8 protein-coding genes and 2 pseudogenes are annotated in these 13011 nt (G+C 45.7%); all 10 read left to right on the forward strand.

Annotated features, from left to right (window positions below):
* Nucleotides 1-91: 91 nt before the first annotated feature.
* The 10 genes and pseudogenes from rny to mutL all read left to right on the forward strand — a co-directional run bounded on the left by rny (nt 92) and on the right by mutL (nt 12974).
* A complete protein-coding gene (gene rny / locus D479_RS18425) occupies nt 92-1654 on the forward strand; it encodes a ribonuclease Y (RefSeq protein ID WP_008640080.1) in 1563 nt (520 codons plus the stop codon).
* 110 nt (nt 1655-1764) lie between these two features.
* A pseudogene (locus D479_RS18430) lies at nt 1765-2561 on the forward strand (TIGR00282 family metallophosphoesterase).
* A 108-nt stretch (nt 2562-2669) separates the two neighbouring features.
* A complete protein-coding gene (locus D479_RS18435) occupies nt 2670-2930 on the forward strand; it encodes a stage V sporulation protein S (protein ID WP_008640081.1) in 261 nt (86 codons plus the stop codon).
* Between the two features lie 306 nt (nt 2931-3236).
* Nucleotides 3237-4277 (forward strand): L-threonine 3-dehydrogenase, encoded by a 1041-nt coding sequence (tdh, locus tag D479_RS18440; RefSeq protein WP_008640082.1) that lies wholly within the window; start codon nt 3237-3239, stop codon nt 4275-4277.
* Between the two features lie 19 nt (nt 4278-4296).
* Nucleotides 4297-5475 carry a glycine C-acetyltransferase gene (locus D479_RS18445; protein ID WP_008640084.1) on the forward strand — a complete coding sequence of 393 codons (1179 nt, stop codon included), beginning with the start codon at nt 4297-4299 and terminating at the stop codon, nt 5473-5475.
* Between the two features lie 135 nt (nt 5476-5610).
* A pseudogene (miaB, locus tag D479_RS18450) lies at nt 5611-7160 on the forward strand (tRNA (N6-isopentenyl adenosine(37)-C2)-methylthiotransferase MiaB).
* Complete coding sequence (locus D479_RS18455; RefSeq protein WP_008640089.1) at nt 7161-7589, forward strand: YlbF family regulator; 429 nt, start codon at nt 7161-7163, stop codon at nt 7587-7589. It abuts the pseudogene before it with no gap.
* Nucleotides 7590-7761: 172 nt separating this feature from the next.
* Nucleotides 7762-8340, forward strand: a complete 579-nt coding sequence (locus tag D479_RS18460; protein WP_008640090.1) for an outer spore coat protein CotE — start codon at nt 7762-7764, stop codon at nt 8338-8340.
* 172 nt (nt 8341-8512) lie between these two features.
* Nucleotides 8513-11104, forward strand: coding sequence for a DNA mismatch repair protein MutS (gene mutS / locus D479_RS18465; RefSeq protein WP_008640091.1), 2592 nt, complete (start codon nt 8513-8515; stop codon nt 11102-11104).
* 13 nt (nt 11105-11117) lie between these two features.
* Complete coding sequence (gene mutL, locus D479_RS18470) at nt 11118-12974, forward strand: DNA mismatch repair endonuclease MutL (RefSeq protein WP_008640092.1); 1857 nt, start codon at nt 11118-11120, stop codon at nt 12972-12974.
* Nucleotides 12975-13011 lie beyond the last annotated feature (37 nt).

Below are 13011 nucleotides of genomic sequence, written 5' to 3' on the forward strand. Positions count from 1 at the left end.
TATACCCTTATATTACCTAAACGAAACTGAAAATGAAACGTTTGTATTTGCCGACAAACGGACCAAGTTCATAGCAAGAGGAGGTGAAAAAATGGATTTAATATCCTCGCTCATCTTCATTTTGCTTGCCCTTATCGTCGGTTCTGTTGTTGGTTATCTTATTCGGAAATCGATTGCGGAGGCGAAAATTTCCAGTGCTGAAGCGCTTGCGAAACAGATTGTGGATGAAGGTCACCGCAATGCAGAATCAGCTAAGAAAGAAGCTCTTCTTGAAGCAAAAGAAGAGAATCAGAAATTTCGTCAGGAAGCGGAGAACGAGATCCGCGAACGCCGCATGGAACTGCAGAAAACTGAAAATCGTTTAACTCAGAAAGAAGAGAATCTTGATCGTAAGAGTGAGACGCTTGACCAGCGTGATTTTTCACTCGACAAGAAAGAAGGGACTCTTGCCGAGAGACAACAACAAATTGAAGAAATGGAAAGCAAAGTGAAAGCTATGCTTCAAGAACAGCAAACCGAACTGGAACGTATATCCGGTTTGACATCAGATCAGGCGAAACAGATGATTCTTGAGAAAGTAGAGCAAGAAGTGTCGCATGAGTCCGCACTAATGATCAAGGAAGCGGAGAATAAAGCGAAAGAAGAAGCGGATAAGAAAGCGAAGAACATTCTTTCTTTAGCTCTTCAACGCTGTGCTGCCGATCACGTTGCAGAAACGACGGTTTCTGTGGTTAACCTTCCGAACGATGAGATGAAAGGAAGAATTATCGGTCGGGAAGGACGCAACATTCGTACCCTTGAAACATTGACTGGCATTGACTTGATCATTGATGATACGCCGGAAGCTGTCATTCTCTCTGGTTTTGACCCGATCCGTCGTGAAACGGCGCGGATGGCACTTGAGAAACTGGTACAGGACGGGCGCATTCACCCAGCCCGTATCGAGGAAATGGTGGACAAGTCCCGTCGCGAAGTGGATGACTACATTCGTGAAGTAGGGGAACAGACGACTTTCGAAGTCGGCGTTCACGGCCTGCATCCGGATCTGATCAAGATTCTTGGCCGCTTGAAGTATCGTACAAGTTACGGTCAGAATGTACTCAAACACTCTACAGAGGTTGCTTATTTGTCCGGTCTGCTTGCCGCAGAACTTGGCGAAGACGAAGTGCTTGCCCGTCGTGCAGGATTGCTGCATGATATAGGGAAGGCAATTGACCACGAAGTGGAAGGAAGCCACGTAGAAATCGGTAAAGAACTTGCGATGAAGTATAAAGAGAATGAGACAGTGATCAACGCTGTTGCATCTCACCACGGTGATGAAGAACCGACCTCCGTCATTGCTGTCCTTGTCGCAGCTGCCGATGCTTTATCAGCAGCAAGACCTGGCGCACGTAGTGAAACGCTCGAAAACTATATCAAGCGTCTTGAGAAGCTGGAAGAGATTTCTGAATCCTATGAAGGAGTCGAGAAATCATTTGCAATCCAAGCCGGTAGGGAAGTTCGGATTATGGTTCGCCCTGATGAAATTGATGATCTTGAAGCTACGCGACTGGCCCGTGATATTCGAAACCGAATCGAAGGAGAACTCGATTATCCTGGTCATATCAAAGTAACCGTTATTCGTGAAACACGTTCTGTGGAGTATGCGAAATAAATCTGATGAAGCGGCCGTTTCGGGCCGCTTCATTTGTTTTTAAGAGGTTCCCTGTTCATGGATCAGGGGATGAAGAAGGAATGCTTTAGAAGAAAGAGGTAGGTTCGCACATGAGAATTTTATTTATTGGAGACGTGGTGGGTTCACCGGGAAGAGAAATGGTGGATGAATACCTTCCGAAATTGAAGCAGAAGTTTCAGCCTGCCGTTTCTATTGTTAACGGAGAGAACGCAGCATCTGGGAAAGGCATTACAGAAAAAATTTATCGGAGATTCCTTGAAAAAGGAGCGCAGGCAGTTACGCTGGGGAATCATGCCTGGGACAAGAAAGAGATTTTCGAATTTATTGATGAAGCAGATTACCTTGTCCGACCGGCCAACTTTCCGGAAGGGACTCCCGGTCGTGGATTAACTTTCGTAAAAACACCAAAAGGAGAAGTCGCTGTTATTAACTTACAGGGGCGGACGTTTATGGCTCCCAATGACGATCCATTCCGCAAAGTGGATGAATTGATAGAAGAAGCAAAAAAAGAACGTCCATCATTTTTTTGGATTTTCATGCGGAAACGACTAGTGAGAAACAAGCGATGGGATGGTACGTCGATGGCAGAATCAGCGTAAGTGTTGGAACCCATACACACGTTCAGACGGCGGATGAACGTATTCTTCCAAAAGGAACCGGGTATATTTCCGATGTTGGAATGACCGGACCTTACGATGGGATATTGGGTATGGATAGAGATGCAGTCATGAAACGATTTCTGACAAACCTTCCTGTACGTTTCGAAGTTCCGAAAAAGGGAAGAGCACAACTGAGCGCCTTTTTGGTGGATGTAGATGAGAAAACGGGAATGTCTACGAAAGTGAAGCGCATTCTTATTAACGATGACCATCCATTCTTTGAATGATTGTTTGAATTTTGCGACAAATTCATTCATAATGAAAAGGTAATATTCTACATCTCCAAGAATATAGTAGTTATGGAACAACTATAGTGATTGAAGGAGGAGCTAGTAATGGAAGTCTTAAAAGTATCAGCTAAATCCGTACCTAATTCAGTAGCAGGGGCCCTTGCCAATGTTGTAAGAGAGCGTGGAACTGCTGAAATCCAGGCCATTGGAGCAGGAGCATTAAATCAGGCTGTCAAGGCGGTTGCGATAGCAAGAGGTTTCGTCGCCCCGAGCGGCATGGACTTGATCTGCATCCCGGCCTTCACTGATATTATGATTGATGAAGAGGAACGTACGGCAATTAAGTTAATTGTCGAACCTCGCTAGTGGTCCCCTGATGCGGTTGGAATCTCTTATCACCTTCGTATCGTAGATAGATTGTTCATATGACTGAATACTTTCGTAGAATGAAAACGTCGCTTCATGAGTAAGAAAGACATACGCCAAACACGGCGTATGTCTTTTTTTATAAAAAATTCACAGGACGATCCCTGTGTTGACAACCTTTCTATTGTAAACGTAGTCATTTGTATTTTTACAGTGGACAAACAGGGTTGTTTGTTTTTTTGTTCATGATATAATCCTTGTTATAATAGGTTTAATTAAATGTTATGTAGTAAGGGAGTGTTCACTGTGAACGGAACGATGAAAGCTATAGTAAAGCATCAACGTGGACGGGGCGCAGTATTAAATGAAGTGCCGATTCCTCAGATAAGCGAAGATGAAGTGCTGATTCGTGTGAAAGCTACCTCTATATGCGGTACCGATGTTCACATTTATAATTGGGACGAATGGTCTGCGAGCAGAGTACATCCGCCGTATGTGTTTGGTCATGAATTCTCCGGTGAAATTGTGGAAGTTGGTGGTAAAGTAAGCGGCTTTTCTATCGGGGACTTCGTCAGCGCTGAAACTCATCTCGTCTGTGGGCAGTGTCCGCAGTGTCTGACAGGGAAATTCCACATCTGTAAAAATACAAAAATCATTGGAGTCGATACCCAAGGATGCTTCGCGGAATTTGTAGCGCTGCCTGCAAGCAATCTTTGGAAAAACCCGAAGGAAATGCCTGTAGATATTGCGTCAATTCAAGAACCGATGGGTAATGCGGTACATACGGTTTTGAACGGGGAGGTCGCGGGAAAAACGGTAGCAGTCATCGGCTGCGGGCCGATCGGGTTGATGGCCGTAGGAGTGGCGAAAGCAGCAGGAGCTTCCCAAGTGATTGCGCTTGATCTTAATGGCTACCGACTTGGCCTTGCCGAAAAGATGGGTGCGACGAAGGTCGTTGATTCGGGGAAGGTCGACCCGGTAGAAAAGGTGAAAGAATGGACGGACGGCAATGGTGTAGATGTCGTTTGTGAGATGAGCGGACACCCTGTCGCCATGGATCAGGGATTTAAAATGGTGACAAATGGCGGAAGAGTATCTATTCTGAGTCTCCCAACTAACCGAGTCAGCATTGATATAACAAACGATGTTGTTTTTAAAGGGGTAGAGGTTCAGGGAATTACCGGCAGAAAAATGTACGAAACGTGGCAGCAGGTATCCAGACTGCTTCATTCCGGGCAGGTGGATGTGAAACCGATCATCACCCATCATTTGAAGCTGGAAGAGTTTGAGCAGGGGTTCGACTTGATGAATCAAGGGTTATGTGGAAAAGTGGTACTACACCCATAAAATAGGAGGAGGATGTTCGATGAAAGGTTTTGAATACTTACAGGAAGAATTAGATGCGATGCAGGAACAGGGAACGTTCCGGAGGTTAATTCCGCTAGAGTCTGCTCAAGGATCCAAGGTAACCATCAGGGGTAAGGAAGTCATTCAACTTTCTTCCAATAACTATCTCGGGCTCACTTCCCACCCGAAGATGAAGCGTGCGGCCGATGAGGCGAATGAGAAGTACGGCGTCGGCACTGGTTCTGTCCGTACGATTGCAGGTACACTCGAAATGCACGAGGAATTCGAGAAGAAGCTTGCAGAATTTAAGCACACGGAAGCTGCTTTGGTGTTTCAATCCGGTTTTACGACAAACCAGGGGGTCTTGTCGTCCATCCTCGGGAAGGATGATGTCGTTATCTCCGATGAATTGAACCACGCTTCCATCATAGACGGAATCCGGCTGACGAAAGCAGACCGCAAAATCTACAAGCACGTGGATATGGAATCGTTGGAGGATGCATTGAAACAAAGCAGTAACTACCGCACTCGCCTGGTAGTTACGGACGGCGTCTTTTCGATGGACGGAAACATCGCTCCGCTTCCTGAAATCGTCGAACTTGCCGAGAAATACGATGCGCTTGTCATGGTGGATGACGCCCATGCGAGTGGTGTGCTTGGGGATAATGGAAGAGGAACGGTCAATCATTTCAAATTGGACGGCCGTGTCCACATTCAAGTAGGAACGTTAAGTAAAGCGATTGGTGTCTTGGGCGGATATGTAGCTAGTACGAAAACGCTGCGAGACTACTTGATCCATAAAGGCCGCCCGTTCTTGTTCAGCACGTCTCATCCACCGGCAGTTACGGCGGCTAATGCTGCAGCTATCGATGTTCTTCTTGAAGAACCGGAATTGATTGAGAAACTGTGGAATAACACAGCCTTCTTCAAGCAAGGCTTACAGCAACTCGGGTTTGATACAGGAATCAGTGAAACACCTGTCACACCAGTGATGGTAGGGGATGATGCGTTGACCCACAAGTTCTCTGATGAACTCTTCGGAGAGGGCGTCTTCGCGCAGGGAATTGTTTTTCCTACCGTTCAGAGAGGGAAAGGAAGAATTCGAACGATCGTGACTGCGGAGCATTCTCAGGAAGAGCTTCAGGAGGCGCTTGATGCTTTTGAAAAAGTAGGGAAGAAGCTAGGTATAATTGAATGAGGAAGAGACCACCATGGTAAAACATGGTGGTTTTTTTCTGGGAAAATTACTTAAATCGAAGGATAACGCTTAAATATTATTTGGAAAATTGATATAATGATACAGTGAGCAGGTACGGTTCGAAAGGAGATCATTATGAACGAACAGCAGAAGAAAGAGATGTCGCAGATCAAACCGGCATCCAGCAGTAACCTGGAACGATTGAAACAAAAAACAAGCGAAGACTTCATGAAATATTTCGAAACTACATATCAGCCTCCTAACATGCGTGATGCCCAACGCCGGAAGCGGAAAGATACAGATGTACTCTATGATTTTCATATTCCTGAGGGTATGATGGAAGCGGGTAAAGGCAAGAAATACTTAATTCGTACTTATGGCTGTCAGATGAACGAGCATGATACAGAAGTAATGGCGGGTATCCTTGAAGCGATGGGCTATGAATCTACGGACACCGCAAAAGAAGCAGATATCATCCTCCTTAACACGTGTGCCATTCGGGAGAATGCAGAGAACAAAGTGTTCGGGGAGATCGGTCATTTGAAACCGCTTAAAACAGAAAATCCTAACCTGATTCTAGGGGTGTGCGGCTGTATGTCCCAGGAAGAATCCGTGGTAAATCGCATTCTGAAGAAACATCCTTTTATCGATTTAATCTTCGGGACTCATAATATTCATAAGCTTCCTGAACTTGTCCAGGAAGCTGTGTTTGGCAAAGAAATGGTGATCGACGTTTGGTCCAAAGAGGGAGATATTATTGAAAATCTTCCCCGCTCCCGTAAAGGCAGGATTAAGGCATGGGTGAATATCATGTACGGATGTGATAAATTCTGTACATACTGCATTGTTCCCTATACCCGTGGGAAAGAGAGGAGCAGGCTTCCGGAGGATATCATTCAGGAAGTTCGTCATCTTGCAGCACAAGGTATAAGGAAATCACTCTCCTTGGTCAGAACGTGAACGCTTATGGGAAAGATCTGGATGGGGGATACGGACTCGGAGACTTGATGGATGAACTCAGGGCGATTGACATTCCGCGTATTAGATTCACTACGTCTCACCCGAGGGATTTTGATGAGCGATTAATTGAAGTCCTTGCTAAAGGCGGGAATATGCTCGATCATATTCACCTGCCCGTACAGTCGGGGAATACCGAAATTCTAAAAATCATGGGGAGAAAGTATTCCAGGGAAGACTACATGGAGCTCGTTCGCAACATACGTGCGGCTATGCCGGATGCGACGCTTACGACCGATATTATTGTCGGCTTTCCAAATGAAACGGAAGAGCAGTTCCGGGATACGCTCTCCCTTGTCGAGGAAGTCGGGTTCGAAGCAGCCTACACGTTCATCTATTCCCCTCGGGAAAATACGCCGGCTGCTAGGATGGAAGACAATGTATCCATGGAAGAGAAGAAAGACAGGCTTCAACGTCTCAACAAGATTGTGAACAAGCAGTCGGCAGAGGCGATGAAGACGTATGAAGGGGAAATTGTCGACGTTCTGATAGAGGGAGAAAGTAAAAATAACCCGGAGGTCCTTGCCGGGTATACGAAACGTAATAAACTTGTCAATGTCCGGGCACCGCGTGAGGTCATTGGACAGATCATTCCTGTGAGAGTCGTCAAGGCCAAAACATGGTCCCTGGACGGAGAAATGATTGCAGAAAAAGTAGAGGTGAAATGAATGGCACAATACACAAGGCAGCAAGTAGTTGACGAAGCAAAAAAATTGGCTAAAATGATGGCTGAAATAGATGAAATTGATCGTTTTAAGCAGCTGGAAGCTAAGTTGAATGAGAACCTTAAAGTACAGGCTCACATTAAAAAGATCAAAGCATTACAGAAGCAGGCCGTCAATTTCCAAGCTTACGGAAAAAGCGAAGCCCTTCAGAAAATAGAAGGAGAAATTGATCGTCTTCAGGATGAACTGGATGCTATTCCGGTGGTGGCGGAGTTTAAAGATTCGCAGACCGTCATCAATGATATTCTCCAAATGGTCTCCAACACCATATCCCGGGAAGTTACGAATGAAGTCATTCGATCCACCGGCGGAGACGTACTGGAAGGCAAAACCGGATCAGCGAACAAAGATAGTCATGGCTGCAGTCATTAATGCATACACTTCCGTCAGAGGGTTTTCCCCTCTGGCGGATTTTTTTTCGTACAATTTTATGGGCTAGTGCATAGAATGAATTAAACACGTCCTTAGACCTTTGCCCTGCAAGTAACTATTCGCCCAACCTCTGCATAGAATGGTTGGTAGAATAAGGAGGAGTGAAAACCCTATGTCTTATTTCGAAAGAGATTACCGAGAAATCATCACAAAGGCCGTCATTGGAAAAGGCAAAAAGTTCACAGAATCTACGCACACCATCAGCCCCTCACACCGCCCGACTAGTATTCTCGGATGCTGGGTCATCAATCACATCTACAATGCTAAGAAGAAAGGAGAACATGTAGAAGTAACAGGAAGTTACGATATTAACGTATGGTATTCCTATAACGACAATACAAAAACAGAAGTCGTCACTGAGCGCGTCAGTTACTGTGATTATGTTAAACTATCCGTCAAAGATGACAACTGTATACATGATGACTTTGAGGTAATAGCAAAAGTAGTGCAGCAGCCGAACTGTCTGGAGGCAAACATTTGTCCAAAAGGACAGAAAATCATTGTCGAGGTTGAGCGTGAATTTATCGTCGACGTCATTGGAGAAACGAAGCTTTGTGTGAAGGTTGACCCACACGGCTGTGATAAGAAAGAAGATTACGAGTATGACTTGTCCTCCGATGATTTTTCTGCGATCGAGACGGACTTCCTGCCATCATCATCCAGTTCTCATCATCATGATAAGAAAGATTGAAGAAAGAATTCCTTGCTGTCTCAGCGAGGTTTTCTTTTTAGGACGAAGAAGGGTTGTGTATCCGGCAGCCCTTCTTATTGTATTTTAGGGAACGAACAAGTTTATAGGAGAGGATTGCGCCTTATGCTATAATGAGTGGAGAACAATTACGTACGTTTTGGAGGATTTACCAATGGCACAATACACACCAATGATGCAGCAATATTTGAAGATCAAGGCAGATCAGCAGGATGCTTTTCTGTTTTTTCGTTTAGGAGATTTTTATGAAATGTTCTTTGAGGATGCCATTCAGGCATCGAAGGAACTCGAGATAACGCTTACGAGCAGGGATGGAGGGTCCAGCGACCGGATTCCGATGTGCGGAGTTCCTTATCATTCTGCTGAAAATTACATAAAACAGCTTGTTGAGAAAGGGTACAAGGTGGCCATCTGTGAGCAGGTGGAAGATCCGAAAGCCGCTAAAGGCGTCGTCAAACGGGAAGTCGTTCAATTGATCACTCCCGGGACGGTCATGGAAGGGAGTATGCTGGAAGAGAAGGAAAATAACTATGTAGCTGCTCTAAGTTCATTTGATGACGGATCTTATGTCGTCAGTTACAACGATTTGACGACCGGTGAGAACAGCGCTGCACTCGTTACGGGTGGTTTCGATGCCGCACTAAGTGAGTTATACAACCGTCCCGTTAAAGAAGTGGTCGTAGCTTCCGACTTTGATGCCGCCCACCAGTCTGTACTCTCCGACCGCTTAGGGTATACGGTATCCCATCAGGACGATGCATCGATCAGTCCGCCGTTTCGACAGCTGGTAGAAGGTGTAAGGGAAGAAAAATTAATATTTGGATTCGGACGTCTTTTGAATTATATCCAGCATACCCAGAAGCGGGCGCTGGATCACCTTCAGCCTCTTCAAATCATCGAATTGAAACAATACATGACGCTTGATATGTATTCGAAGCGGAACCTGGAACTTTTGGAAACGATCCGCAAACAAGGGAAAGCAGGAAGCCTCCTTTCCGTGGTGGATAAGACGATTACTTCCATGGGTGCGAGAATGTTAAAGAAGTGGATGGAACGTCCGCTTCTGTCTGCTGACGCCATTGCGGACCGCCATGATCAGGTGGAGGGTTTCCTTGATCAGTTTATTGAGAGAGAAACACTTCGCGACGAATTAACAAACGTGTACGATCTGGAGCGTCTTGCAGGAAGAGTTGCTTATGGGAACGTCAACGCAAGAGATTTGATTCAACTCCGTAACTCCTTGCAGAAAATTCCGGATATTTTATCAACATTGTCCCGTTTTACACACGGTTCCATCCATAGGCTTTATGAAAAGATTGATCCACTTAAAGACCTCCGTCATCTTCTTGAAGAAAGCATCGCAGAAGATCCTCCCATCGCAGTGAAGGAGGGAGGGATCATCCGGTCCGGTTTCCATGAACAGCTGGATGCCTACCGGGATGCTTCCAAAAATGGTAAGCAGTGGATTGCAGAGCTGGAGCAGAGAGAGAGGAAGGAGAGCGGGATCAAGTCGCTTAAGATCGGTTATAACCGGGTGTTCGGGTACTATATTGAAGTGACAAAAGCGAACCTTAAGTTTCTTCCTGAAGGGAAATATGAACGGAAACAGACATTGACAAATGCAGAACGATTCATTACTCCTGAGCTGAAAGAGAAAGAAACAATGATACTTGAAGCCCAGGAGAAGAGTGTGGAACTCGAGTATGAACTGTTCCTCAAAATAAGAGACGAAGTGAAGTTTTACGTCCAGAAGCTTCAGCACCTCGCTGAACAAATCAGCAGAATCGATGTTCTTCAGGGCTTTGCACAGGTAGCTGAATCCTCTCAATACGTACGACCGACATATCGACAAGAACGAATCGTCGACATTAGAGAGGGGCGCCATCCGGTGGTGGAACAGGTGATGAAGGACAGCACCTTTGTTCCGAACGATATTTATATGGACGAAGAAACGGATGTCCTGTTGATCACAGGTCCTAACATGTCCGGTAAAAGTACGTATATGCGTCAGCTTGCTTTAACGGCTATCATGGGCCAGATGGGGTGTTTCGTCCCTTGTTCATCAGCAGTGATGCCGATTTTTGATCAAATATTCACAAGAATCGGTGCGGCGGACGACCTTGTTTCCGGTCATAGTACGTTCATGGTGGAAATGCTGGAAGCGAATCATGCCATCAGTCATGCCACGGAAAACAGCATGATTCTGCTTGATGAAATAGGAAGAGGGACGAGCACCTACGACGGAATGGCTCTTGCTCAGGCAATCGTTGAATATATCCACCATGATATTAAAGCGAAGACGCTGTTTTCTACGCATTATCATGAGCTTACATCACTTGAGAATCCACTGAAGCGGCTGAAGAATGTACACGTTCGTGCAGAGGAATATGAGGGAAATGTTATTTTCCTTCACCAGATAAAAGAAGGACCGGCGGATGAAAGTTATGGTATCCACGTAGCGAAGCTCGCAAACCTACCGGAGCCTTTGATCGGCCGGGCGACAGAACTGCTGCACCAGCTGGAGAACGGCAGTCATACGGAAGAGCCTTCGTCTGTAGAAGCAGCTGCCAGTCTGGAGGAGGAACAACAACTCAGTCTATTTGTTGAGGAGACAAAACAGAAGGAAGAGAAGAAGAAGTCTTCCTCCGTGATAGAAAAACGGCTGAAAGCTCTTGATTTAATGGAAATGACGCCGATGGAGGCCATGAACGAATTATACAGCCTTCAGAAAGAACTGAAGAAGTAAGGGGGACACAGAGATGGCGCGTATACGCCTTATGCCGGACCATTTAGCCAACAAAATAGCGGCAGGGGAAGTTGTTGAACGGCCCGCCTCTGTTGTAAAGGAGTTAATAGAAAACAGCATTGATGCCGGTGCATCATGGATTAAAGTCGAACTGCTTGAAGCAGGGCTTGAGCGTATTCGGATCACTGATGACGGTTCCGGTATGGAGGAGGAGGACTGTGAGAGGGCATTCCTTCGTCATGCTACGAGTAAGATCAAGGATGAAAATGATCTATTCCATGTCCGTACCCTCGGCTTCCGGGGGGAGGCCCTTGCCAGTATTGCGGCGGTCAGCCGTCTGACGGTACAGACTTCCACCGGCGACGCGGCCGGGACGAAACTGACTCTTGAAGGGGGAAAGCTCCTTTCCAAAACGAAAAGTGATGCCAGAAAAGGGACGGATATCACGGTAGATGAACTTTTTTATAATACGCCTGCAAGGCTGAAGTATATGAAGACGATTCATACGGAACTGGGGCATGTCACAGATATCCTCAACCGGGTGGCTCTCGCTCATCCAGAAGTCCAGATACTCTGCGTCCATAATGAAAAGCAGATTTTTAAAACGAACGGCCGGGGAGACCTCCTTCAGGTGGTTGCCAACATTTACGGGATGAACGTTGCAAGGAAAATGGTACCAATCGAAGCGGAAAATGCAGACTTTAAAATCACCGGCTTTATTGCTAAACCGGAAGTTTACCGCGCATCCAGAAACTATATGTCTACAATCATCAACGGTCGTTTTATCAGAAGCATACCCTTGAATAAAGCAGTCCTTCAAGGCTATCACACGCTTCTTCCGATTGGTAAAAGCCCTATTGTCGTTTTAAACATCGATATGGATCCGATTCTTGTGGATGTGAACGTACATCCGTCGAAGCTGGAAGTTCGTTTCAGTAAAGAAAAAGAATTGTTCGGCCTGCTTGAGGATACGATCAGGCAGGCGTTTCGAAAGCAGACGCTTATTCCTGAGGTGGAAGAAAAGAAAGAAAAACCGGAGAAATTAAAGTCTACACAGACCTCTATGGAGCTTTATGAAACGAAAAAAGAGGAAGCGCATAAGCACCAGGAGGAAACAATCGGCCAGCTGATTGAAGCAGACGCACCTGTCGAACGACGGGTGGACAATTATACTGCCCGGCAGGACGTCCTTTTGAAAGAAATGGAAGAGCCGTTCGGCAAAGAAGAAAGGACTGTCCCCTCCGTCGATTTAACGAGGATGAAAGAAGAGGAGTCACAGCCAAAGAAAAGGGTGCCGACCATGTATCCGATTGGTCAGCTCCACGGGACATATATATTGGCTCAGAATGAAGAGGGTATGTATATCGTCGATCAGCACGCAGCTCAGGAGCGGATCAAGTATGAATTCTTTCGTGATAAGTTAGCGGAAGTGGAGCATGAAGTACAGGAACTCCTCGTCCCGATGACGTTTGATTTTTCAAGGCAGGAGTCGCTGCGCCTGGAAGAACATAAAGAAGAATTAGAGAAAGCAGGTCTTTTCTTTGAATCATTCGGAGAAACCAGTTACATTATCCGCAGCCATCCAATCTGGTTTCCGAAAGGATTTGAAGAGGAGATCATTGATGAAATGATCCAACAGCTGATCACCGAAGAGAGAATTGATATTCTCAAACTTCGGGAAGAAGCGGCAATACTAATGTCCTGCAAACGATCCATTAAAGCAAATCATTATTTGAACCAGGAAGATATGTTCCGTCTGCTGGAGGATCTTCGTAATTCCACGGATCCATTCACGTGTCCGCACGGCCGGCCGATTATTGTTTTTTTCTCAGAATATGAAATGGAGAAAATGTTCAAACGAGTTATGTGATCGTTTCAATTGTTAAGAAATAACCCCAAAAGAAGCT

Origin of the sequence: Halobacillus sp. BAB-2008, from assembly GCF_000328325.1 — a bacterium.
Lineage (GTDB): Bacteria > Bacillota > Bacilli > Bacillales > Halobacillaceae > Halobacillus.